This window comes from Roseobacter sp. HKCC-CH-9208 (assembly GCF_037805125.1).
Lineage (GTDB): Bacteria > Pseudomonadota > Alphaproteobacteria > Rhodobacterales > Rhodobacteraceae > M30B80.
On the sequence record NZ_JBBLYK010000001.1, the window covers coordinates 1,486,908 to 1,509,115 of the forward strand.

25 protein-coding genes are annotated in these 22,208 nt (G+C 55.6%); 14 read left to right on the forward strand and 11 right to left on the reverse strand.

Annotation, left to right across the window (positions count from 1 at the left end; translation table 11 throughout):
* Positions 1-42 precede the first annotated feature (42 nt).
* Genes AAC621_RS07415 through AAC621_RS07425 form a run of 3 tightly spaced genes read right to left on the reverse strand, consistent with a single transcriptional unit; the run spans position 43 to position 2,056 of the window.
* A complete protein-coding gene (locus AAC621_RS07415; protein WP_317657240.1) occupies positions 43-354 on the reverse strand; it encodes a P-II family nitrogen regulator in 312 nt (103 codons plus the stop codon).
* A 4-nt stretch (positions 355-358) separates the two neighbouring features.
* Entirely contained in the window at positions 359-1,348 is a 990-nt protein-coding gene (locus tag AAC621_RS07420) for a sodium-dependent bicarbonate transport family permease (protein ID WP_340253861.1), read from the reverse strand.
* A 57-nt stretch (positions 1,349-1,405) separates the two neighbouring features.
* On the reverse strand, positions 1,406-2,056 hold the full coding sequence (locus AAC621_RS07425) for a carbonic anhydrase (protein ID WP_340253864.1): 651 nt from the start codon (positions 2,054-2,056) through the stop codon (positions 1,406-1,408).
* A 142-nt stretch (positions 2,057-2,198) separates the two neighbouring features.
* On the opposite strand from AAC621_RS07425, the gene AAC621_RS07430 reads away from it, so the two are divergent.
* The 3 genes from AAC621_RS07430 (at position 2,199) to AAC621_RS07440 (ending at position 4,910) form a co-directional block, all read left to right on the forward strand.
* A complete protein-coding gene (locus AAC621_RS07430; protein ID WP_340253867.1) occupies positions 2,199-2,573 on the forward strand; it encodes a hypothetical protein in 375 nt (124 codons plus the stop codon).
* Positions 2,574-2,648: 75 nt separating this feature from the next.
* On the forward strand, positions 2,649-4,058 hold the full coding sequence (locus tag AAC621_RS07435; protein ID WP_340253870.1) for a leucyl aminopeptidase family protein: 1,410 nt from the start codon (positions 2,649-2,651) through the stop codon (positions 4,056-4,058).
* Positions 4,059-4,061: 3 nt separating this feature from the next.
* Positions 4,062-4,910: a C40 family peptidase gene (locus AAC621_RS07440; RefSeq protein ID WP_340253873.1), complete on the forward strand. Its 849-nt coding sequence runs from the start codon at positions 4,062-4,064 to the stop codon at positions 4,908-4,910.
* A gap of 7 nt (positions 4,911-4,917) precedes the next feature.
* Here the strand turns inward: AAC621_RS07440 and AAC621_RS07445 are convergent, their stop codons facing one another.
* Both AAC621_RS07445 and AAC621_RS07450 read right to left on the reverse strand, forming a co-directional pair.
* Positions 4,918-5,262, reverse strand: coding sequence for a DUF2794 domain-containing protein (locus AAC621_RS07445; RefSeq protein ID WP_340243739.1), 345 nt, complete (start codon positions 5,260-5,262; stop codon positions 4,918-4,920).
* Between the two features lie 96 nt (positions 5,263-5,358).
* Positions 5,359-6,228 (reverse strand): branched-chain amino acid aminotransferase, encoded by an 870-nt coding sequence (locus AAC621_RS07450; protein ID WP_340243737.1) that lies wholly within the window; start codon positions 6,226-6,228, stop codon positions 5,359-5,361.
* Positions 6,229-6,432: 204 nt separating this feature from the next.
* Here AAC621_RS07450 and AAC621_RS07455 point away from each other — a divergent pair, with 204 nt between their 5' ends.
* The 6 genes from AAC621_RS07455 to dxs are packed head-to-tail and all read left to right on the forward strand — an operon-like array spanning position 6,433 to position 11,696.
* Positions 6,433-6,942 carry a MarR family winged helix-turn-helix transcriptional regulator gene (locus AAC621_RS07455; protein ID WP_317657248.1) on the forward strand — a complete coding sequence of 170 codons (510 nt, stop codon included), beginning with the start codon at positions 6,433-6,435 and terminating at the stop codon, positions 6,940-6,942.
* A gap of 1 nt (position 6,943) precedes the next feature.
* Entirely contained in the window at positions 6,944-7,657 is a 714-nt protein-coding gene (locus AAC621_RS07460; protein ID WP_340253876.1) for a response regulator, read from the forward strand.
* Complete coding sequence (locus AAC621_RS07465; protein WP_340253879.1) at positions 7,657-8,592, forward strand: histone deacetylase family protein; 936 nt, start codon at positions 7,657-7,659, stop codon at positions 8,590-8,592. Before AAC621_RS07460 ends, AAC621_RS07465 begins: the two co-directional genes overlap by 1 nt.
* Positions 8,589-8,834: an exodeoxyribonuclease VII small subunit gene (locus AAC621_RS07470; protein WP_340253882.1), complete on the forward strand. Its 246-nt coding sequence runs from the start codon at positions 8,589-8,591 to the stop codon at positions 8,832-8,834. The genes AAC621_RS07465 and AAC621_RS07470 overlap by 4 nt, the downstream gene beginning before the upstream one ends.
* A gap of 15 nt (positions 8,835-8,849) precedes the next feature.
* Positions 8,850-9,719, forward strand: coding sequence for a polyprenyl synthetase family protein (locus AAC621_RS07475; protein ID WP_445322516.1), 870 nt, complete (start codon positions 8,850-8,852; stop codon positions 9,717-9,719).
* 57 nt (positions 9,720-9,776) lie between these two features.
* Entirely contained in the window at positions 9,777-11,696 is a 1,920-nt protein-coding gene (gene dxs / locus AAC621_RS07480) for a 1-deoxy-D-xylulose-5-phosphate synthase (protein ID WP_340253885.1), read from the forward strand.
* Positions 11,697-11,700: 4 nt separating this feature from the next.
* Here dxs and AAC621_RS07485 read toward each other — a convergent pair whose 3' ends face one another.
* From AAC621_RS07485 to ispH, 5 genes are all read right to left on the reverse strand, one after another.
* The gene (locus AAC621_RS07485; RefSeq protein WP_340253888.1) at positions 11,701-12,483 is read right to left on the reverse strand and encodes an ion transporter; all 783 of its coding nucleotides are present in this window, start codon (positions 12,481-12,483) and stop codon (positions 11,701-11,703) included.
* A 20-nt stretch (positions 12,484-12,503) separates the two neighbouring features.
* The gene (locus AAC621_RS07490) at positions 12,504-13,745 is read right to left on the reverse strand and encodes a class I SAM-dependent RNA methyltransferase (protein ID WP_340253891.1); all 1,242 of its coding nucleotides are present in this window, start codon (positions 13,743-13,745) and stop codon (positions 12,504-12,506) included.
* Positions 13,742-15,586: an ABC transporter ATP-binding protein gene (locus tag AAC621_RS07495; protein ID WP_340253894.1), complete on the reverse strand. Its 1,845-nt coding sequence runs from the start codon at positions 15,584-15,586 to the stop codon at positions 13,742-13,744. The genes AAC621_RS07490 and AAC621_RS07495 overlap by 4 nt, the downstream gene beginning before the upstream one ends.
* Positions 15,587-15,650: 64 nt before the next feature.
* Positions 15,651-16,232 (reverse strand): LysE family translocator, encoded by a 582-nt coding sequence (locus AAC621_RS07500; protein ID WP_340253897.1) that lies wholly within the window; start codon positions 16,230-16,232, stop codon positions 15,651-15,653.
* Between the two features lie 9 nt (positions 16,233-16,241).
* On the reverse strand, positions 16,242-17,192 hold the full coding sequence (gene ispH, locus AAC621_RS07505) for a 4-hydroxy-3-methylbut-2-enyl diphosphate reductase (RefSeq protein ID WP_340253900.1): 951 nt from the start codon (positions 17,190-17,192) through the stop codon (positions 16,242-16,244).
* Positions 17,193-17,282: 90 nt separating this feature from the next.
* Here ispH and AAC621_RS07510 point away from each other — a divergent pair, with 90 nt between their 5' ends.
* Positions 17,283-17,618, forward strand: a complete 336-nt coding sequence (locus tag AAC621_RS07510; protein WP_340253903.1) for a response regulator — start codon at positions 17,283-17,285, stop codon at positions 17,616-17,618.
* On the opposite strand, the gene AAC621_RS07515 is transcribed toward AAC621_RS07510, so the two are convergent.
* Positions 17,615-18,181: a LabA-like NYN domain-containing protein gene (locus AAC621_RS07515; RefSeq protein WP_340253906.1), complete on the reverse strand. Its 567-nt coding sequence runs from the start codon at positions 18,179-18,181 to the stop codon at positions 17,615-17,617. The genes AAC621_RS07510 and AAC621_RS07515 overlap by 4 nt on opposite strands.
* Positions 18,182-18,277: 96 nt before the next feature.
* Between AAC621_RS07515 and folK the strand changes: the two genes are divergently transcribed.
* The 4 genes from folK (at position 18,278) to AAC621_RS07535 (ending at position 22,186) form a co-directional block, all read left to right on the forward strand.
* Positions 18,278-18,877, forward strand: coding sequence for a 2-amino-4-hydroxy-6-hydroxymethyldihydropteridine diphosphokinase (gene folK / locus AAC621_RS07520; protein WP_340253909.1), 600 nt, complete (start codon positions 18,278-18,280; stop codon positions 18,875-18,877).
* A 94-nt stretch (positions 18,878-18,971) separates the two neighbouring features.
* Entirely contained in the window at positions 18,972-19,325 is a 354-nt protein-coding gene (rpoZ, locus tag AAC621_RS07525) for a DNA-directed RNA polymerase subunit omega (RefSeq protein WP_340253912.1), read from the forward strand.
* A 12-nt stretch (positions 19,326-19,337) separates the two neighbouring features.
* Positions 19,338-21,491: a RelA/SpoT family protein gene (locus AAC621_RS07530; RefSeq protein ID WP_340253915.1), complete on the forward strand. Its 2,154-nt coding sequence runs from the start codon at positions 19,338-19,340 to the stop codon at positions 21,489-21,491.
* 53 nt (positions 21,492-21,544) lie between these two features.
* Positions 21,545-22,186 carry a DUF2062 domain-containing protein gene (locus tag AAC621_RS07535; protein ID WP_340253918.1) on the forward strand — a complete coding sequence of 214 codons (642 nt, stop codon included), beginning with the start codon at positions 21,545-21,547 and terminating at the stop codon, positions 22,184-22,186.
* Positions 22,187-22,208: the final 22 nt, after the last annotated feature.

A 22,208-nucleotide genomic window follows, 5' to 3' on the forward strand; every position in this document is an offset into this window, starting at 1 on the left:
TGCGCATCAGATATATTGGGGGGCCGTTGGCCCCCCTTTTTCTTAAAATCGTTCGGCGCGGAGGACTTCGCAGTCAGTCACGCTGACCACGCCGATATGCCGCTCCACCACTGCGAATGCCGCTTTGAGCAGCGCCTCTAGCTTTTCTGGGCGAATGATGCAGACCACGTTGATCATTCCGCCTGCACGGCTGACCTGACCCTCGCGGCTCCATTGTCCTGAACGGCCCGACCCGCCCAAAACGGGTAGGATGGTGAAGCCTGTCACCCCCGCCTTGACCAATGCATCCGTGAGGCGGGTTTCCATGACCGCCTCAATTGTGATCTCAACCCGCTTTGCCTTATGCGTTTCCATTGCCTTAGCCTCCCGTGGCGGCGCGCGCCAATGCCAGATAAATTGGTATGCCCAATGTCAAATTGAACGGGAACGTAATCCCAAGTGACATGGTGAGATAAATTGAAGGATTGGCCTCAGGCAGGGCCACGCGCATTGCAGCAGGCACCGCGATATAAGAGGCCGAGGCGGAGAGCGTCATCATCAACATCACGCCGCCTGTCGACAGACCCAAAAGCAACCCGGCTCCAAGGCCAAGACAACTGCCGATTAAGGGCATCAGCACGCCAAAGGCGAAAAGCCCTGGCTTCAGCAAATGCCGCGCATCCCGCAGGCCGCGCCCCGCCACAAGGCCCATATCCAAAAGGAAAAGGCACAGCACACCTTGGAAGGGGGATACGATGAAAGAGGCGATTTTATCCAAGCCCTCTTGGCCCGTGATCCCGCCAATAATGAAGGATCCGATGAGCAAAACAATAGACCCATTTAGCAGGATTTCCCGCAGCAGACCCGCATCCATACCGCCGCCTTGACCCGCTTTTGCATCCGCCCGTGCCACAAGCCACAGGGCTGCTAAGATTGCAGGGGCCTCCATCGCGGCGGCGACCGCGACCATATAGCCTTCGCTCATCAAACCTGCGGTTTGCAGCACTGAACTTGCCGCGACAAAGGTCACGATCGAGATCGAGCCGTAATGTGCCGCCACTGCGGCGGCATCAATGGCCGTTAGCCCCGTCATCACGCGCAGCAAAGCGAAGGCTATGAAAGGCAGAACAAACGACAAAATCACCCCAGCCAAAATCGAGAAGATCAGCGTTTGGTCAATGCCATGCGCGGCCACGCTGGCCCCGCCTTTGAAGCCAATGGCAAAGAGCAAATAGAGCGACATCCCTTTCGCTACGGCCTCGGGCACGCTGAGGTCAGAGCGCGCAAAAGCAGCTGCAAATCCTAAGACGAAAAACAAGATGATGGGCGAGATCAGGTTCTGCGCCGCGAGCGACAGGATCGAGTCCATGAACACCTCCAGATTTTGCTCAGCGTTGCCTAACGAAGCGGGGCCAAGTGGTAAAGTTTAGACTTTCACAAAATGGCGCAATGTGCCGTCATAGCTTTCGATATCCATATCCGCGATATCGGCCCAAATCCCATGCAGGGTCAGGTTCTTTGAACCTACAGCCTCGGCCACCACGGGATAGCTCATCAGGTTTTCAAGCGAGACTTGTATCCCCTCTTTTTCCAGCATGGTTTGTTGAACCTCAGGGGGGGTGATATCTTTGACCCTCTCAAATCCTGGCCGCAAAACATCCAACCAACGGCCCACAAAGCTTTCTTTCTTTTCCAAATCGGGGGCGCGGCCTTGGCACATGTCAATACACCCCCGCACGCCGCCGCAATTGGAATGGCCCATGATGATGAGATGCTCGATTTTGAGGTTCTTAATTGCAAACTCGACCGCGGCAGCGGTGCCGTGATGCTGCCCGTCAGGGGTAAAAGGGGGCACCAGATTGGCGATGTTGCGGTGAATGAATAATTCACCTGTGCGCTGTCCAAACACGGATGTCACGGCAACGCGGCTGTCGCAGCAGGCTATGACCATGGCCTTTGGACTCTGCCCTTCGGTTGCCAATTTGCGAAACCAATCACGGTTCTCAGGAAAGGATTTCACTTTCCAATCCTGATAGCGTTCAAGCAAATAACTTGGCAGTGATTTAATGCGGTGCATCCATAATGTCCCTTCAGAGCACTTGATCACAATCTCTGATAATTTTCTATAAACTGTCTTTTCATTCCTGTCTCAAATCAACCTTTTCTTCACCCCCAAATATCACCCTGTGACCACATGCAGCGCATGGTGGGATGGGAAAATGACGGATGTGGTGACCGTCTTGCGTTTTGAAGAACCTGCGCGGTTTGATCCCGACAGGTTAGAGCGGCTTTGTCGCGATATTGGCGAGACGCAAGCAGAATATGAAGTGGCTGTGGGGCTAGAGCGTATCATGATCGCGCTCGCGCAGATTGACTGTGTCGACAGCACGCTTGAACGGAAAAAGATTTTCGCTGAGATTGCCGACTCTGCCAGCAAGATCGGTATGGCGACCTTGGCGCGGGTGGCGCGCGATGTTCATATCGTGATGGCGCGCCAAGATATGGCCGCAATCGGCGCAACCTTCGCTCGTTTGCGCCGTGTGGGTGAGCGATCTGTTTATGCGATTTACGATATTGAGGATATGAGTGTGTGATCGCCCTTGCGGCGCGGGATGGTGTTGTTACTTTGCGGTTCAGCGATATTGCCCTGACCTCAAAGGAATGACGGAATGTCCCACGCGCTGCGATTTGCCCGCCCAGATGAATTTCCTGATACGGACGCAATCCCTGTTCATGCGATCAGCGCCGATGGGGCTGATGCAGCTTTGGCTCAGTTGGGCGCTGCCTCACGGCAATGGGCCGTGACCCATGGCTTTAGCGGGGCATTGGGCAAAACCTGTCTTCTGCCCAATGAGGCGGGTGGAATTGCGGCTGTTTTGTTGGGGGTAGGAACGTCCGCTGATCGGATCAGGAAACGGTTCGCTGCAGGTGCCGCGATTTCTGATTTGCCAAAAGGTCTTTATGAGGTGGCCTCAGCCTCATTGGAGGCCCACCCGCAAAACCTTCGCGAAGAAATTGCACTGGGGTATTTACTGGCGGAATATCGGTTTGACCACTATCGTAAAAAATCGGGTCGCGAGGCGGCCTTAGTGGCGCTTGCGGGCATAGATGCCCCGCATTTCGAACGGCTCGCCCAAGCCGAGGCCATGGTGCGTGATCTGGTCAACACCCCTGCGCAAGACATGGGCCCCGAAGAATTGGAGGGGGCCGCCCGCGAGTTGGCGGCGCGCTATAACGCCAAGATTTCCGTGATCCTTGGGGACGATCTATTGGCGCAGAATTTCCCGATGATCCATGCGGTCGGTCGGGCCAGTCCCCGCGCGCCTCGTTTGATTGATATGACTTGGGGCGAAGGCGGGCCGCAAATCACCTTGGTGGGCAAGGGCGTGTGTTTTGACACAGGCGGTTTGAACCTGAAACCTGGATCATCAATGGGCACGATGAAAAAGGATATGGGGGGGGCTGCCAATGTTTTGGGCCTTGCTCAGATGATCATGGATGCGGGTCTAAAGCTGCGGTTGCGGGTTTTGATCCCTGCAGTTGAAAATGCCGTTGATGGTTCAGCCTTTCGCCCCAGTGATATTTTGACCGCCCGCAACGGCATGACGGTCGAGATCAACAATACCGATGCAGAGGGGCGGCTGGTCTTGGCTGATGCCTTGGCGCTTGGGGCTGAAGGCGCCCCCGATCTAATGATTTCTATGGCAACATTAACTGGCGCTGCGCGGGTCGCAGTGGGGCCAGACCTTGCGCCATTTTACACTGATGATGAGGGTCTTGCCGCGCAGATTACTGCCAAAAGCCCTGATCAGTTCGACCCTGTTTGGCGTATGCCCTTTCACGCCCCTTATGAGGCTATGATTGAACCGGGCATTGCCGATCTGGATAACGCGCCCTCTGGGGGCATGGCGGGGTCGATTACGGCGGCCTTGTTTTTGCGCCGCTTCACCCAAGGCGCCGCGCGCTATTGTCACTTCGATATTTTTGCTTGGCAGCAAAGTGATGCACCTGCGCGCCCAAAAGGGGGTTTGGGTCAGGGCATTCGTGCGCTATACGCGGTGCTGTCTGAAGGGGTTTAAGACATGGCAAGCGATCCACGGATCACGGCAAGCAATGGGCGGGTGGCGCTTCGGGCGCTGCAAGGTCAGGTTATGGCGGATGAATTCTTGGACGGCACATGGATGACGGTGCAGCAACCGTTGGCCAATATCATGACCGAACCAAAGGGCACGCGGGCGAGCCAATTGTTGTTTGGCGAGCGGTTTTTGGCGCTTGAAACGCGCGATGGGCAAGTTTTTGGTCAAGCAGAGCGGGACGGCCAAGTAGGTTATATTTTATTGCAGGCCCTTGCGGCAGAAACGCCCGTCACCCATTGGGTCACCGCCCCCGCAACCCATCTCTATCCGCGCCCCGATGTAAAATCGTCGCCCGATGTGTCGATCTTTTTCGGCGCACGTGTCAACGTGGTTGAGCCTGCGAAAGAGGGTGAAAGCTTTCATCGCATCCAGACGGGGCATCATGTTCCAAAATCCCACCTGCGCCCATTAACGGCGCGGTTTTCGGATGCGGTGGGCGTGGCTGATCTATTCCTTGGAACCCCTTATCTTTGGGGCGGCAGCAGCCGATGGGGCATTGATTGCTCTGGCCTGATCCAATTGGCGATGCGCGCCTGTGGTCAAGACTGTCCACGGGACAGTGACCAACAAGAGGCAGCGCTCGGCGCGCTTTTGCCCGAGGGTGCACCACTGCGCCGCGGGGATTTGGTGTTTTGGAGGGGCCATGTCGGGATCATGGCCGATGAAGAGATGCTGTTGCACGCAAATGCCCATCACATGGCGGTGGCCTATGAGCCGCTTGCCCATGCCGAGGCGCGCATTCGCACGTCTGGCGGCGGCGAGATCACCGCGCGCAAACATGTTTTGATAGAATGACGGGGTATTAATCGTCAACGGCGCGGATCAATTTGCGCTCTAGCACGCGCAGCACATTGCGCAGATCATGCCCGCGCTTGAGAATGCGCCCGTCCATCCCAATCACGGAATACATTCCCTGCTTGCCTGCCAATTTGGGGCGCTTTTCAATCCGATAAATGGGGTGTTCGGCGGTGCGGCGGAAAACTGAGAAAATCGCAACATCACTCAGCAGCGACATTCCATAATCGCGCCATTCACCTGCAGCCACCATGCGGCCGTAAATCGACAGGATCGCCGATAATTCGCCACGATCAAAGGCGACCTTTTCGGGAATATGGGAAGCGCCAAAGGATTGAGTATGCATCACCATAGCCTGATGGTGGCATGAATTCTAAGAAATGCAAGGGAGATCATAAAAAGGCCCGCAAGGTCAGCTGATCTTGCGGGCCGTGATGCGTGGTGTCGCTTAGGCGCGAACCAGTTTTTCGTAGGCGTCCGAGATGTCCCGCGTCAGGGCGCCAACCTCGAAATTATAGCTACCAATCTGACCCACTGGGGTGACTTCTGCGGCGGTTCCCGTCAGCCAGCATTGTTCAAACCCTTCCAATTCTTCCGGCATGATATGACGCTCATGCACCTTGATTTGGCGATCGTTCAACATACCGATAACTGTCTGGCGGGTTAGGCCATTGAGGAAGCAATCTGGCTTTGGTGTATGCACTTCGCCATCTTTGACGAAGAAGATATTTGCGCCTGTCGCCTCGGCGACATAGCCGCGATAATCAAACATCATGGCATCCGAGCAGCCTTTGGCTTCGGCCTCATGCTTAGACATTGTGCAGATCATATACAGGCCTGCGGCCTTGGCATGGCTTGGCGCCGTTTCGGGCGAGGGGCGTTTCCAACGCGCTATATCAAGTTTGGCGCCTTTGGTTTTTGCATCCCCATAGTAATTGCCCCAGCCCCATGCCGCGATGGCCAAACGAACGGGGTTACGGCGAGAGGAGACACCCATATCCTCACCCGCGCCGCGCCACGCAACCGCGCGCACATAGGCATCGCTCAGGCCATTGGCCGCGAGAACCTCGGCCTTGGCTGCCTCAATTTGGTCAACGGTAAATGGAATTTCGAAGTCCAATTGGCCTGCGGAAAAATGCAGCCGTTCGGAATGAGCGCGGCTGAGGAAAATTTTGCCACCATAGGCGCGCTCGCCCTCAAAGACGGAAGATGCATAATGCATCGCATGGGTCAGAATATGCACATTGGCCTCGCGCCAATCGACCAAAGCCCCATCCAGCCAGATTTTCCCATCGCGGTTATCGTAGGTGCCGCTCATCTTTCCAATCCCATCTTTCCTTCAGGGCGCATATCTGCGCCAGTTTGCAAATGTTGTGCAAAATACGGTCGTTTCGGACATAATATTTCGCAAAACTGGCAATTCGGTAACAATTGATTCTTGGAAAGTCAACAAGGCTGACATAAACTGTGAAGTGTTCCTTGGTTCCGATGCCAAAGACCCAAAAAGATGCGGGAGATGAAGATGGCAGAACGTGCAGTCAATAACCCTATCGGCACGGGCGAAAGCTTGCTCTTTTTGACGGATGAGCAGCTGCGCCGCGGGATTGAGGCTATGTTCTTCGCCTATCGGGGATTTACCGCTGATCCTGATCGCATTTTACAAAATTACGAATATGGTCGCGCCCATCATCGTGCCATCCATTTCATCAACCGCACCCCTGGAACGACAGTCAATAACCTGCTGAATATTCTGGGCGTGACCAAGCAGTCCCTCAATCGCGTTCTGCGGAGTCTGATCGCCGATGGTTTGGTCGAAAGCCGCGTTGGGGTGCAGGATAAGCGCGAACGGCATCTTTATCTCACCGAAACAGGCGCCAAGCTTGAACGCGAATTGTCAGAGGCGCAGCGCAACCGCATGCGCGCGGCCTATCGCAATGCGGGGCCAGAGGCCGTGGCAGGATTTCGTGCTGTCCTTGAGCAGATGATGGATCCTGAGATGCTGCGCCATTTCCAAGCAGGTTTGGATACCTAAAATGGCAGACACCAACCCGCATATCCTGATCGTGGATGATGATGAACGCATCCGCGGGCTGTTGCAGAAATTTCTGATCCGCAACGGGTTTCTGGCCAGTGTTGCGCGCGATGCTGCGCAAGCCCGCCGCCTGTTGCAGGGGTTGGATTTCGATTTGATTGTGCTTGATGTGATGATGCCGGGTGAGGATGGCATTACCCTGACACAAGATTTGCGCAAAACGATGGATTGCCCAATCTTGCTTTTGACGGCCAAGGGCGAGGCGCAAGATCGTATTGCAGGTTTTGAGGCGGGGGCAGATGATTATTTGCCAAAACCCTTTGAGCCCAAGGAATTGCTATTGCGTATCGGCGCGATCCTGCGCCGTATGCCACAATCCGAAGCCAGCCAAAACCTGCCCAAACTGCTGCATCTTGGTGCCATGCGCTTTGACATTGATCGTGGCGAGTTGTGGCAGGGTGATCAGCCTTTGCGCCTGACTGCAACCGAGGCCGCATTGATGCGGATCTTTGCAACCCATGTGAACAGTTCTGTGACCCGTCAGCAGTTGGTCGAAGAATTGGGCCGTGACAAGATGGCAGGCGGCGACCCTGCGCAAGAGCGCGCGATTGATGTGCAAATCACCCGTCTACGCCGCAAGATTGAAGCTGACCCGAAACAACCCCGTTATCTGCAAACTGTCCGCGGCGCGGGCTACATGTTGGTGCCTGACTGATGGCGACATGGCTATTTGAAAACCCATTTGCGCAAGATCATCTGACGCCAGAGGGCCATCCCGAACAGGTGGCGCGCATTGCGGCCATAAAGGCCCATTTGGATGGCGTAGATTTCGTGGGGCTTGAACGCCACGCAGCCCCATTGGCCACGGAAGACGATCTGCGATTGTGCCACCCCCAAGCCTATATTGATCAACTCAAAGCGGCTTTGCCCACACAAGGGCAAGTTGCGCTTGATGGCGATACCTTTCTGTCGCCCGCGTCATGGCAGGCCACGCTTTCGGGTGTAGGGGGTATGATCGCAGCAATAGATGCCGTGATGGAGGGCCGCGCCAAAAACGCATTCGTCCTCACGCGACCACCTGGGCATCACGCCGAAACTGCAACAGCCATGGGGTTTTGTCTCTTTGGGTCAGTAGCGATTGGGGCCAAACATGCACTCGAGCGGGCGGGGGCCGCACGGGTGGCCGTGATTGATTTCGATGTGCATCACGGCAATGGCACGCAAGATTTGCTGTGGGATGAAACCCGCGCTTTGTTTGTCTCGTCACACCAGATGCCGCTTTATCCAGGATCGGGGGCGCGTGGCGAACGTGGCGTGGCGGGTAACATCCTGAATGTGCCCCTTCCACCCAATTCAGACGGGGCCTTGATGCAACAGGCCTATCTTCGCGATGTATTTCCGCGATTGGCTGAATTTGCGCCTGACCTTATCCTGATTTCCGCAGGTTTTGACGCGCATCAGGCCGATCCATTGGCCAATCTAAATTGGGATGAAACGGATTTTGCATGGCTGACGCGAGAAATTTGCGCATTTGCCGAAACCCAATGCGCGGGGCGGGTGGTCTCGGCGCTAGAGGGCGGTTATGATCTGCCCTCACTGGGGCGCAGTGTTGCGGCCCATGTCACAGAATTGATGGAAGCTTCGAAATGACAGATGACAACGACCTTGCGCAGATGAGTTTTGAAGACGCCTTGCGCGCCCTAGAGGAAGTCGTGGCCAAGCTTGAGCGTGGGGATGTGCCACTTGACCAATCCATCGCGCTCTATGAACGGGGGGCTGCGCTGCGCGCACGTTGTGAGTCCAAGCTCAAAGAGGCCGAAGAAAAAGTCTCCAAAATCACCCTAGATGGCACAGGCGCGCCAACGGGCAGCACCCCAGTTGAGGGGCTTTGAGCGCCTTTGGCCCCTATTGAGTTTCAAACCCGCCTCAGCACCCATTCCCGCGTCATTGCTGCGTTCTTGACCGAGTCGCTTGCGCAATATGGCACAGATGATGTCGCGGCGGCGATGCGCTATGCGTTGCAGGGTGGCAAGGGTTTGCGTGGGTTTTTGGTGCTTGAGGCATCGGCGCTATATGGCATTCCTGCGGCCTCCGCGCTTCCTGCGGCGGGTGCGGTTGAGGCCATCCATGCCTATAGCCTGATCCACGATGATCTGCCTTGCATGGACGATGACGACCTGCGCCGCGGTCAGCCCACTGTTCACAAAAAATGGAACGAGGCGATTGCGGTTCTCGCGGGGGATGCGCTGCAAAGTTTTGCATTCACGCTTTTGGCTGATCCTAATCTTGGGGCTGCGGAGGTGCGGATCAAATTGGTGTCGACCTTGGCTGAAGCCGCAGGTGCGCGCGGTATGGTTTTAGGGCAGGCGCAGGACATTGCCGCAGAAACCGCTGCGTCCCCCTTGACCCTTGAACAAATCACGGAATTGCAAAGCAATAAAACGGGCGCGCTGTTGGAATGGCCCGCCCATGCCGCAGCGATCATAGCGGGCCAAGATCCCGCACCGTTGAGGGCATATGCCCGTGCAATTGGCCTCGCCTTTCAGATTGCTGATGACATTTTGGATGTGGAAGGCGACAGCAGCAAGGCAGGTAAGGCCCTGCGCAAAGATGCCGATGCGGGCAAAGCGACCTTTGTCACGCTTCTGGGGCTAGACGGTGCCAAGGCTGAGGCAGCGCGCTTGGTCGCTGAGGCGGAAACGGCTCTTGCACCATTCGGGGATAAAGCCCAAAGCCTGCGCGACCTTGCCCGATTCATCATTGCCCGCGACAGATAGGCGTGATCCGTTGCCCTTGGCCCCTGTCATGGCTATATGGCGACCACTGGAGGGCCGATGACAGATAGACCTAAAACACCGCTTTTGGATCAAGTGACCACGCCGCGCGATTTGCAGCGGTTTTCTGATCATGATCTGACCCGCTTGGCCGATGAATTGCGCGCCGAGACGATTTCGGCTGTCTCCGAGACGGGTGGGCATTTGGGGGCTGGTCTGGGTGTGGTTGAGTTGACGGTGGCACTTCATGCCGTATTTGATGCCCCGCGTGACAAGATCATTTGGGATGTCAGCCACCAATGTTATCCGCATAAGATTTTGACAGGGCGGCGGGATCGTATCCGCAGTCTGCGCCAAAAGGGTGGCTTGTCAGGTTTCACGAAACGCAGCGAGTCGCCCTATGACCCATTTGGCGCTGCGCATAGTTCCACCTCTATTTCTGCGGCGCTCGGCTTTGCCGTTGCGCGCGATTTAAGCGGTGCCTGCGAGACAGGTTTGGGAGATGCGATTGCGATTATCGGTGATGGTTCCATTTCCGCAGGCATGGCCTATGAGGCCCTGAACAATGCGGGCCATCTGAAAAAGCGGTTGATTGTGATCCTCAACGACAATGAAATGTCGATTGCGCCGCCAACAGGTGCGATGTCGGCTTATTTGTCCCGTCTTTATGCAGGCGCGCCGTTTCAGGAATTCAAAGCCGCCGCCAAGGGCGCAGTATCGCTTTTGCCCGAGCCGTTCCAACACGGGGCGCGCCGCGCGAAAGAACTTCTGAAATCCGCGACAGTCGGCGGCACCTTGTTCGAAGAATTGGGCTTTGATTATATTGGCCCGATTGATGGACATGATATGGATCAGCTGCTTGCGGTTTTGCGCACCGTCAAGGCGCGGGCGGATGGGCCGATGCTCATTCATGCGATTACCAAGAAGGGCAAAGGCTATGCCGAAGATCGCCCAGATCGCGGCCACGCCACCGCGCGCTTCGATGTGGTCACGGGCAAGCAACACAAAGCGCCCTCAAACGCGCCCTCATATACGCGTGTCTTTGCAGATGCGCTGATTGCCGAGGCCGCCGAGGATCCGTTGGTGACGGCTATCACGGCGGCGATGCCAGACGGAACAGGCCTGAACCTATTTGAAGAACGCTTTCCCGAACGCTGTTTTGATGTGGGCATTGCCGAACAGCATGCGGTGACCTTTTCGGCGGGTATGGCGGCGGGTGGGTTGAAACCCTTCTGCGCGCTTTATTCGACCTTCTTGCAACGCGGCTATGATCAAGTTGTGCATGACGTGGCCATACAACGTCTGCCTGTGCGCTTTGCGATTGATCGCGCGGGGCTTGTTGGTGCCGATGGCGCCACCCATGCGGGCAGTTTTGACATCGCCTATCTGGCAAATTTGCCCGATTTCGTGGTGATGGCGGCTGCCGATGAAGCGGAATTGGTGCATATGGTGCGCACCGCCCTAGAGATTGGGGATCGCCCGTCTGCCTTCCGCTTTCCGCGCGGCGAAGGTGTTGGGGTCGAGTTACCTGCACGCGGTCAGGCGCTTGAAATCGGCAAGGGGCGGATGATCGCAGACGGCAATCGCGTGGCTCTCTTGAACTTTGGCACCCGCCTGAAAGAAGTGCGCGAAGCTGCGGAGATTTTGGCCCAGAAAGGGATCACGCCCACGATTGCTGACGCGCGTTTTGCCAAACCGTTGGATACAGATTTGATCGACCAACTCGCCCGTCATCACGAGGCGCTGATCACCATTGAAGAAGGGGCAATTGGCGGCTTTGGCAGCCATGTCGCGCATCATCTGGCGGAAACGGGCGTGTTTGATCGGGGGATCAAATACCGCTCCATGGTGCTGCCCGATATTTTCATCGACCAAGCCAGCCCGCGCGACATGTATGCGGTGGCAGGCATGAATGCCGAGGATATCGTGACCAAGGTTTTCGTGACCTTGGGCGTAGATGTTTTGGGGAAGCGGGCTTAAACGCCTACTTCCCCAACCGCTCCTCAATCTTGCGCAGTCGGTCTAGCACCTCATCACGATAGGCATCTGTGGCGGCATTGCTTTCTTCGGCATGAGCGTCTTGCATGGAATTGACGATCAGGCCAACCAGCAGGTTCACCACCGCAAAGGTCGTGACCATGATGAAAGGCACAAAGAACAGCCACGCGTAAGGATAAACATCCATCACGGGGCGCACGATGCCCATGGACCAACTTTCCAACGTCATGATTTGGAACAGGGAATAGAAAGACGCGCCAAGCGTGCCGAACCATTCGGGGAAAGATGCCCCGAACAGTTTGGTTGCCATCACGGCACCGATGTAAAAGATGATCCCCATCAGCAAGAACACGCTGCCCATTCCTGGCAGGGCGGTCACAAACCCCTCGACCACGCGGCGCAATCGTGGCGCTGCTGAGATGACCCGCAATACCCGCAAGATGCGCAAGGCGCGCAGAACTGACAGCCCGTGGGTGGCGGGCATCAGCGCGATCCCAACAATCAAGAAATCAAAAACGTTCCATCCCGAGCGGAAAAACCGCGCGCCATGGGCCACCAGTTTCAGCGCAATTTCGATCACGAAAATCGCAAGGCAAATCCAGTCCAATGTCAGGATAATAGTGCCCGCCGTGCCCATAACTTCGGGCGGTGTCTCAAGGCCCAAAAGAATGGCGTTAAAAATGATCACGCCGATGATGAATTGGCGGATGTGAGGGCGGTCTAGCCAATCGGCAAGTATCTGTCGCGTGGTCGTAAAATCACTGGTCATAGCAGCCATCCTTGAGCGCGTTACCGCGTCATAAGGGGTCGGATAAAGCGGGCGGCAAGTTCTATATGCGGCGACCAACGGAATTGGTCGATGGGCTGCGCCCATTCAAGGTAATAACCTGCGTCAATGAGGGTTTTTGCGTCACGTGCAAAACTGATCGGGTTGCAGGATAGAAATGCAATCTGGGGGATGTCGGTTTTCGCCAATTCATGCACCTGTGCCTGTGCGCCTGCACGGGGCGGGTCGATGACCACCGCGTCATATTTGGCTAATTCGTCACTTAAAACGGGGCGGCGAAACAGGTCGCGGGTTTCGGCGGTAATGGGCTTTAGCCCGTCCGCATAGCGGGCGGCGTTTTGCAAGGTCTTGACCATATCGGCGCTGCCTTCGACTGCGTGCACGGGCGCTGTTTTGGCCAGTGGAAAGGTAAAGGTTCCACATCCCGCAAAAAGGTCAATGATGCGTGTGGCCCCCGAAATCGCGCTGCGTGCAGTGGCCAAAAGCGCTGCTTCGCCCGCTTTGGTGGCTTGCAAAAATGCACCTGCGGGTGGGGTGACACGCGCGTGCCCCATTTGGTGATAGGGTGGGGTTTCCATAAAGACGACCTCATCCCCCCATGTCAGGCGCAGAAATTCGGTGCGGAATTTTGGCAATTCAACCCGCAGCGCATGATCCAAGGGCTTGCCGCCCGTCACGTGGAGGTCAAGCCCGATTTCCGACTGGGTTAGGCTAAAGCCCAAAACCGCACTGCGCGATCCCCCCAAACGGGCGATCTCGGCCAATACGGGCAGCGTGGCCACCATCTCATCGGGCAAAAGGTGACATTCGCCGATCGGCACAAGGACGTCCGATTTTCGGGCATGAAATCCTACCATCGTCCCCGATTTTGTACGCCGCGCGGCAAAGGTGGCGCGCCTGCGTGAGTGCGCAGGCGAAGTTAGGGTTGCGCGGATATCAGTTGTGATCCCGTGCGCGGCAAGCGCAATTGCAATTTGGTCTGCCTTCCACGCACTGACAAATGTGTCCGAGGCATGTTGCAGGCTGCACCCGCCACAGGATTTATAATGCGCGCAGACAGGTTTTACCCGCGCGGGGGAAGGGGTCACAATTTTGGCCCCGTCCAATTGACCTTCGTTTACCACGCCGCGCACCACCTCGTCAGGCAGGGTAAGGGGGACAAGGATTTGGCCTCCGCCCGCGTTCTGTGCAATGCCATCGCCGCGATGTCCGAGGCGGGTGATGGTGAGGGTTTCTTCGCTCACGCGGAACCTCCGTCTGGATTAAGAAAGCCGCCCGATTGGCGGTTCCACAGCGAAGCATAGAGCCCGCCCTTTGCCAAAAGCACCTCATGTGGGCCATCTTCGATGATGTGGCCTTCATCTAAAACGATGATGCGATCCATCTGCGCAATGGTCGACAGTCTATGCGCAATCGCAATCACGGTTTTGCCTGCCATCAGGTCGCTCAGCGTGTTTTGGATGCTCGCTTCAATCTCGCTATCAAGCGCGCTTGTGGCCTCGTCTAAAATTAAAATCGGCGCATCTTTCAGAACCACCCGCGCAAGCGCAATGCGCTGTCTTTGTCCGCCTGAAAGTTTCACCCCGCGTTCGCCAACATGGGCCTCAAACCCTGTGCGGCCCTCTGGGTCTTCTAGATCATGGATGAACCCTAAGGCCTCGGCGCGTTCTGCGGCGCGGATTACGTCAGCATCACTTGTATCGGGGCGGCCATAGGCGATGTTGTCGCGCACGGAGCGGTGCAACAGGCTGCTGTCTTGCTGCACAACGCCGATTGTGGCGCGCAGGCTGTCTTGGGTCACATCGGCAATATTTTGGCCATCAATGCGGATTACGCCGCCTTCGCAATCATAAAATCGTAGCAAAAGTTTAACGAGGGTCGATTTCCCAGCGCCAGAGCGCCCGACAAGCCCGACCTTTTCGCCGGGCTGGATGGATAAACTGAGGCGATCTAAGCCACCCGCGCCGCGCCCATAATGGTGACTGACCGCATCAAATTCGATCAATCCTTTCTCGAATTTGAGCGCGGATGCGTTTTGGCGGTCACGCAATGTGATCGGTTGGGCAATGGTCTCCATCCCCTCCATCACCACCCCCAATTCTCGGAATAGGCTTGAGAGAGCCCACATGATCCAGCCCGTCATTGCATTGAGTTGTAAGGTGAGGGCGGCTGCCGCCGCCACAACGCCCACAGTCGCCGTTCCCGTATACCACAACCAGACCGACCAACCGACAACGGACACAATCAAAAGTCCGTTCAAGGTCAATAGCGTGACGTCCATTATCGTGAATATCCGCATCTCGCGGGCGAATGTTTGGCGGGTATGCTCAATCGCCTCGTAGGCATAGTCCAGTTCGCGTGTTGTATGCGCGAAAAGCTTGACCGAGTGGATGTTGGTATAGCTGTCAACGACCCGTCCCGTTGTCATGGATCGCGCATCTGAACTGGCCTTGGAGGCGGGGGTGACATTGCGGATTGTCCAGCGCACCAACAGCCCATAGAGCCCGCACCAAATCACCAAGGGCACGGCAAGCCGTGGGTCTGACTGGGTCAGTAGGATCACCGCGCCGATGAAATAGGCGATTGAAAATGTGATGGCGTCAAAAATCTGAAACACCGCATCGCCTGCGGCGGGCGGGGTTTGCATAATCCGCCCTGCGATACGGCCCGCAAAATCATTTTCGAACCATCCGACCGATTGACGTAAAACATGCCGATGTGCCCGCCAACGGATCAGCGTGCCGAAATTCGGCAGGATCGCATTGTTCAAAAGCCCCACATCCAAAAGCTGCATCAAAGGGCGGACTAGCACCACAAAGAGCGCGACTAAGCCAAGCTCGAGCCCGTGATTTGCAAACAGTTCTGCGGGACTACTGACTGATAGCAGATCAACAACGCGCCCCAAATAGACGATCAGCCCCAATTCAATCGAAGCGACCACCATCGACATAAAGGCGGCTGCGATGAACACCCGTTTGAAGGGTTGCGCATAGCCGCGCAAAAACGGCCAGAGTCGATTGGGGGGCGTATCCTCATCGGCGTAGGGCGTATAGGGATCTACCAGTGTTTCGAAAAATCGGAACATTGCATCGGGCCTGATTGGTTGATTGGGTCGCAGCCTGACCCTGTGGCGCAATATAGGGCGGGGCTCACATAAAGACCATTGCGGCTGTCAGCGCGAGGGCGCTTGCCATGGTTTTGCGAAAAATATTCCATGCACGCGGCGTGGTCAGAAGCCGCGCCAAGGCCGTTCCTGCTGCTGCCCAAAACAGACAGACAAAAAGATTAATTCCTGAAAAGGCGGACGAAAGGCGCAAGGCTTCTGTCAAAAGCGTGCCACCCGCGCCAAAGCCCGCAGCAGCGGCAAGGCTAACGGCCCAAACCTTGGGATTGACCCATTGAAACATCACAGCCTGAAGAAAGGTAAACGGCTTTGCGACCTGTCGCGCCTTAGGATCTGCCGGTCTGGCCCGCCATAGGGTGGATGCCATATAAAGGATCCAAGATGCTGCGGCTATTTTCATCACTAAGGCAGCCACTGGATAGGCCAATAAAATCGCGCTGACACCTAAGCTTGAGGCAGCAGCAATCACCCCCACCCCTGCGGCGACACCGAAAATATGCGGAATGGTCGCGCGAAACCCGAACAGCGCGCCTGATGTGGTCAAGAGGATAACATTTGGCCCAGGCGAAAACAGCCCTGCAAAAACAAATGGGTAAAGCGGATCCATGGGCGATGGTTAGGCAGGCTCACGCAGGATGCGCGGCACTTTGAACTCAACATTTTCCACGGCAGTCTCAACCTGTTCGACTGTCACATCATAGCGCGCCCGCACGGCATCAATCACCTCATTGACCAACAGCTCTGGCGCAGATGCGCCCGCCGTCAGACCAAGGCTGGTAATCCCCTCAAGCGCGCGCCAGTCAATATCAGTCGCCCGTTGCACAAGCTGCGCATAGTTGCAGCCCATTTTTGCCCCCACCTCGACCAAGCGTTTTGAATTTGAGGAATTGGGCGCGCCCACGACAAGCATGGCATCTGCCTTGACCGCCATCGCCTTGACGGCCTCTTGGCGGTTGGTGGTGGCGTAGCAAATGTCTTCTTTGTGCGGGCCGATAATCGCAGGGAACTGTGTCTTGAGGGCCGCAACAACATCGGCGGTGTCATCAATCGAAAGGGTGGTTTGCGTCACAAAGGCCAGTTTCAGGGGGTCGCGCACCGTGAGGGCCGCCACATCCGCTACTGTTTCAACCAAGACGACTTCGCCTTCGGGCAATTGGCCCATAGTGCCAATCGTTTCCGGATGGCCCGCGTGGCCGATCATCACGATCTGCAACCCCGCCTCATGATGCCGCGCCGCCTCGATATGCACTTTGGACACAAGCGGGCAGGTTGCATCAACATATATCATCTGCCGCCGCTCTGCGGTTGCGGGAACAGATTTGGGCACCCCATGGGCAGAAAAAATCACGGGTCGATCATTTGGGCACTCGTCCAATTCTTCGACAAAAACTGCGCCCTTTTCGCGTAGGGCATCCACCACGAATTTGTTATGCACGATTTCATGGCGCACAAAGACGGGTGCGCCCCATTTCTCGAGAGCCATTTCCACGATTTTAATTGCGCGATCTACACCTGCGCAAAATCCGCGCGGCGCGGCCAAATAGAGGGTGAGGGGCGGTTTTTGCATAGTATCTCTCCGATCACCCCACAGTTAAGTCTTTGTGGCCCCGCCGTCTAGCGTTTCTGCCTAAACGGCATCGGCGCAAACGCCTCACACATGCCACATTTCCTGCGAATCAATGGGCGCGAGGCGCTTGCAGCGCTGGATCAAGACTGCTTCGATCTGATCCTCACCGATTGTCACATGCCCACGATGAATGGTTTTGAAATGGCCCGCGAAATTCGGGCGCGTGAAAGTGCGTCAGGGTTCTCAAAAATCCCTATAATCGCCATCACAGCTGACGCCGTTGGCCATGACCGCCAAAAGGGGATTGATGTCGGCATGGACGCCTATCTGACCAAGCCTGTGCGCTTGGGGGATTTGTCGAAGATGTTGTCGCTCTATCTGGTGGGGGAGGAAGAGGGGCGCGGTCCTGTGCGCGGGGCGCCTTAATAGCTTTCCTCAAAGTCATCCTCACCGCCATTTTCGCGCGGGGGGCGTCCTACTGCGTCTTTTAACTCGTCCAATTCAATGAAATTGTCCGCCTGCCGCCTTAGGTCATCGGCAATCATAGGTGGGTTCGAGCGGATGGTGGACACAACCGAAACCCGAACGCCCTTGCGTTGGATGGCAGCCACAAGCGGACGAAAATCGCCATCGCCAGAAAACAGCACGATATGATCGACATGGTCTGCGATTTCCATCGCATCGACCGCCAAATCAATATCCATATTCCCTTTGATCTTGCGCCGCCCTTGCGCATCTGTGAATTCCTTGGCGGCTTTCGTCACCATGGTGAACCCGTTGTAGTTCAACCAATCCACCAGAGGGCGAATCGGGGAGTATTCGTCATTCTCAAGAAGGGCCGTATAGTAAAATGCGCGAAGAAGTTTTCCGCGTTGCATGAATTCTTGGCGTAAGTGTTTATAGTCGATATCAAAAGCCAAAGCCTTGGCTGCCGCATAAAGATTTGAGCCGTCAATAAAGAGCGCGAGGCGCTCATCACGATAAAACATTTGAAAGACCTTATAATAAACAGACCAATCGTGGCCTTGAATAATTCGTCAAAATATCACGATCAGCAATGCAGAGCAAAATAGGGGATAAATCATTTGGCGCAAGCTTTCCTTTCTAATGCGGAGCCGCGCAAGGCACTTGTCGCGCTCGGCTCAAATCTACCTGTCGAGGGGCAGGCGCCGCGCGTGGTTTTGGATCGTGCGATTGCACAGTTGCGGGACTATGTGACCGCGCAGGGTGGTGGCGATTTCAAGTTGAGCCAATTCTATCGAACCCCTGCATTTCCTGCAGGTTCTGGCCCTGATTTTGTGAATGCAGCGATCTCCTTTGACTGGCCGTTAGGCCCAAATTTGCTGCTGGAAAAGCTGCATGCCATAGAGGCTGATTTTGGCCGTAGCCGTCTGCAACGCTGGGCCGCGCGTGGGTTGGATTTAGATCTTTTAGGCCTCGGCAATTTGGTTTTGCCAGATCCAGACACATGGCAAGTTTGGGCCAATCTTTCGACAAAAGAGGCGCAATCGCGCGCGCCTGATCAATTGATTTTACCCCACCCCCGCATGGCTGAGCGCGGCTTTGTTTTAATCCCGCTCTGTGATGTTGCCCCAAATTGGTGTCACCCGATCCTTGGCGAAACGGTTTCTGAATTGCGCGCAAAATTGCCGCCCGAACAGTGTCGTGAGATCAATCCACTGTGAGCGCGCGCGCGGTCTTTTGCACTTGTATTTCGGGGGCGGTCTGACTATTTACGAGGCTTGCGCCCCTCCCTTAATCAGCCTTGGAGAGTTTAGTATGGCCCGCGTGACGGTAGAAGATTGCGTAGACAAGGTTCCCAACCGCTTTGAATTGGTGATGCTTGCTGCACATCGCGCCCGCGAAATGGCGTCTGGCTCGCCGCTTACTGTGGATCGCGACAATGACAAGAATCCTGTCGTTGCTTTGCGCGAGATTGCAGAAGAGACACAATCCGCAGATGGCCTGCGCGAGCGTTTCATTGAATCGCATCAAACTCAGATTGAGGTTGATGAGCCTGAAGAAGACACGATGACATTGCTGCAAAGCGCCGATCAGGATCGTCCACAAGCGGATGACATGACCGAAGAACAGATGTTGCGTGCCCTGCTTGAAGCGCAGGGGCAGAAGTAATATAGGCGATTTATGGACGGAAATGGATCAGATCGAAGCGGCCTTTTTGACGCCGATGATCTGATCAGTCTTGTCCGAAACTACAATCCAAAATGCAATGAGGCCCTCCTGCGGGGGGCCTATTCCTATGCGCAGGATATGCATCAGGGTCAAATGCGCCAATCGGGTGAGGCTTATTTCACCCACCCTGTTTCGGTGGCAGCGATCCTAACCGAGATGCGGCTGGACGATGCCACAATCGCAACGGCGCTGCTGCATGACACGATCGAAGATACCAAGGGCACCTATTCCGAACTGGAAAGCCGTTTTGGGACGGATGTTGCGGAATTGGTCGATGGCGTGACCAAGCTGACCAATTTGCAGCTGTCCAATCGCGAATCAAAGCAGGCTGAGAACTTCCGCAAATTGTTCATGGCCATGTCCAAGGATCTGCGCGTGATCCTCGTGAAACTGGCCGACCGATTGCACAATATGCGCACCATCCGCCATATGCGCGCCGAAAAGCAGCTGCAAAAATCGCGCGAGACAATGGATATCTACGCGCCGCTTGCAGGCCGTATGGGGATGCAATGGATGCGCGAGGAGTTGGAAGACCTCGCCTTTCGCGTGGTCAATCCCGAAGCGCGCAATTCGATCATGCGCCGCTTTTTGACCCTGCAGAAAGAATCGGGCGATGTGATCCCAAAGATCACCGATGATATCGAAGCCGTTTTGGCCAAGCATGGTATTTCTGGCGATGTCTATGGGCGTGCCAAAAAGCCCTTTTCGATTTGGCGCAAAATGCAGGAAAAAGACCTCGCGTTTTCGCGTTTGTCTGACATTTACGGATTTCGCGTCATCGTTGAGACAGAGGATGAATGCTATCGCGTTTTAGGGGCGATGCATCAAAGATGGCGTTCTGTTCCGGGAAGATTCAAGGATTACATCAGCCAGCCCAAGTCGAACGGCTATCGTTCGATCCATACCTCTGTTTCAGGGCGAGATGGTAAGCGTGTTGAAATCCAAATCCGCACGCGCCAGATGCACGAAGTTGCTGAATCTGGTGTCGCGGCGCATTGGTCCTATCGAGACGGTGTGCGCGCGGCGAACCCGTTTGCGGTTGATCCTGCAAAATGGTTGTCCACGCTGACAGAACGCTTTGAGATGGCCGAGGATCATGACGAATTCCTCGAACATGTGAAGTTGGAAATGTATTCCGACCAAGTGTTTTGCTTCACGCCTAAAGGGGATGTTGTGAAGTTGCCGCGCGGGGCGACCCCGTTGGATTTTGCCTATTCGATTCACACGCGCATTGGCCATTCTTGCGTGGGGGCCAAGGTTGATGGCATTCGCGTGCCGCTTTGGACACGCCTGAAAAATGGCCAATCGGTCGAGGTTGTGACCGCCGAAGGTCAAAGCCCGCAGGCCACATGGATTGATATCGTGGTGACAGGTCGTGCCAAGGCCGCAATCCGCCGCCGCCTCCGCGAAGAGGATCGGGGGCGTTACATCAAATTGGGGCGCGAATTGGCGCGGGTGGCGTTTGAGCATGCCAATAAGAAATCCACCCCCAAGGCCTTGGACACAGCCGCCAAGGCGCTTGGCTTAGAAGATGGTGACGAGGTTTTGGCGCGGATCGGATCTGCTGAAATTTCGGCGCGCGATGTGGTGACCAAGCTTTATCCAGAACTCGCCACCAGCGGTGATTTTGTCGATGTCGATCAAAAGCGGGCTGTGATTGGTTTGCCTTCGGGGTCAGATGTGCAGCGTGCCCAATGTTGCCAGCCCGTGCCAGGTGAACGGATTGTGGGCATCACCTATCGGGGGCGTGGGCCAATGGTTCATGCGATTGACTGCGAATCTTTGGCTGAATTCGACAACGCGCCCGAGCGTTGGATTGACCTGCATTGGTCAGAAGGTCGGCACGCTGCGGTGCATAACGTCACGATCAACGTGACGATTTCGAATTTTAACGGTGTTTTGGGAAGAATTTGCACATTGATTGGCGAACAAAATGCCAATATCTCTGATTTACATTTTATCGACCGAAAGCCAGACTTCTTTCGTTTATTAATTGATGTTGATGTAAGGGATGCTGAACATCTGCATGCGGTGATGATGGCATTGGAAGCTGATAGCGATGTCGCTAAGCTTGGCCGTTATCGAGATGTCGAAAGGCATCCTTAGACCCGACACGGCGCGGGTGTAGCTACGCGAGTAAGGGAGAGGAACAATCCGTGGTGTTTAAGCGAAGGGATCAGCGACCCTTGCTTCGGATTGTGGCCGAATTGGTCTATCCGCGTGGCGGATGGATGCGTGCCTTCCAATATGTCACCCATCGTCTGAACCGCCTGCCGGGATCGGCGGAATCGATTGGGCGCGGTGTTGCCGCTGGTGTATTTGCGGTCTTTACGCCCTTTTTTGGGTTCCACTTTTTCATCGCAGCTCTGCTTGCATGGATCTTGCGGGGCAATGTGATTGCTTCGCTTCTGGCGACTTTTGTCGGCAACCCGCTGACCTATGTGCCGATTGCGATAATCTCGCTTGAAACAGGGCATTTCATGCTTGGCTCAACCATGCGCAGTGATGTGAATGCAGGGTTGATTGCGCGGTTTCGGGGGGCGGCGGGTGATTTGTTGCATAACCTGTGGTCGATCTTCTCAGGGGCGCCCGCGCATTGGCATGAACTCAAGATTTTCTATGACACGGCATTTTTCCCATGGATGATTGGGGCGATTATTCCGGGGATTTTATCATCAATCTTGGCCTATTTTATCAGTGTGCCTCTGATCCGTGCGTATCAAAAGCGCCGTATTGCCAAGCGCAGAGCGAAGATTGAGAAACGCCGCGAACAGGCTGGCACTTCGGGCGCAAAACGCTAGATTAATGTTCATTGTCCAATAG

Coding starts and splice junctions, on each gene's coding strand:
- AAC621_RS07440 (WP_340253873.1), top strand. CDS start 4,062: ATGGCAAGCGATCCACGGATCACGGCAAGCAATGGGCGGGTGGCGCTT.
- AAC621_RS07495 (WP_340253894.1), bottom strand. CDS start 15,586: ATGTTCCGATTTTTCGAAACACTGGTAGATCCCTATACGCCCTACGCC.
- AAC621_RS07470 (WP_340253882.1), top strand. CDS start 8,589: ATGACAGATGACAACGACCTTGCGCAGATGAGTTTTGAAGACGCCTTG.
- dxs (WP_340253885.1), top strand. CDS start 9,777: ATGACAGATAGACCTAAAACACCGCTTTTGGATCAAGTGACCACGCCG.
- AAC621_RS07450 (WP_340243737.1), bottom strand. CDS start 6,228: ATGAGCGGCACCTACGATAACCGCGATGGGAAAATCTGGCTGGATGGG.
- AAC621_RS07515 (WP_340253906.1), bottom strand. CDS start 18,181: ATGTTTTATCGTGATGAGCGCCTCGCGCTCTTTATTGACGGCTCAAAT.
- AAC621_RS07510 (WP_340253903.1), top strand. CDS start 17,283: ATGCCACATTTCCTGCGAATCAATGGGCGCGAGGCGCTTGCAGCGCTG.
- rpoZ (WP_340253912.1), top strand. CDS start 18,972: ATGGCCCGCGTGACGGTAGAAGATTGCGTAGACAAGGTTCCCAACCGC.
- AAC621_RS07530 (WP_340253915.1), top strand. CDS start 19,338: ATGGACGGAAATGGATCAGATCGAAGCGGCCTTTTTGACGCCGATGAT.
- AAC621_RS07420 (WP_340253861.1), bottom strand. CDS start 1,348: ATGGACTCGATCCTGTCGCTCGCGGCGCAGAACCTGATCTCGCCCATC.
- AAC621_RS07465 (WP_340253879.1), top strand. CDS start 7,657: ATGGCGACATGGCTATTTGAAAACCCATTTGCGCAAGATCATCTGACG.
- AAC621_RS07500 (WP_340253897.1), bottom strand. CDS start 16,232: ATGGATCCGCTTTACCCATTTGTTTTTGCAGGGCTGTTTTCGCCTGGG.
- AAC621_RS07455 (WP_317657248.1), top strand. CDS start 6,433: ATGGCAGAACGTGCAGTCAATAACCCTATCGGCACGGGCGAAAGCTTG.
- AAC621_RS07435 (WP_340253870.1), top strand. CDS start 2,649: ATGTCCCACGCGCTGCGATTTGCCCGCCCAGATGAATTTCCTGATACG.
- AAC621_RS07460 (WP_340253876.1), top strand. CDS start 6,944: ATGGCAGACACCAACCCGCATATCCTGATCGTGGATGATGATGAACGC.
- AAC621_RS07425 (WP_340253864.1), bottom strand. CDS start 2,056: ATGCACCGCATTAAATCACTGCCAAGTTATTTGCTTGAACGCTATCAG.
- AAC621_RS07445 (WP_340243739.1), bottom strand. CDS start 5,262: ATGGTGATGCATACTCAATCCTTTGGCGCTTCCCATATTCCCGAAAAG.
- ispH (WP_340253900.1), bottom strand. CDS start 17,192: ATGCAAAAACCGCCCCTCACCCTCTATTTGGCCGCGCCGCGCGGATTT.
- AAC621_RS07430 (WP_340253867.1), top strand. CDS start 2,199: ATGACGGATGTGGTGACCGTCTTGCGTTTTGAAGAACCTGCGCGGTTT.
- AAC621_RS07485 (WP_340253888.1), bottom strand. CDS start 12,483: ATGACCAGTGATTTTACGACCACGCGACAGATACTTGCCGATTGGCTA.
- AAC621_RS07415 (WP_317657240.1), bottom strand. CDS start 354: ATGGAAACGCATAAGGCAAAGCGGGTTGAGATCACAATTGAGGCGGTC.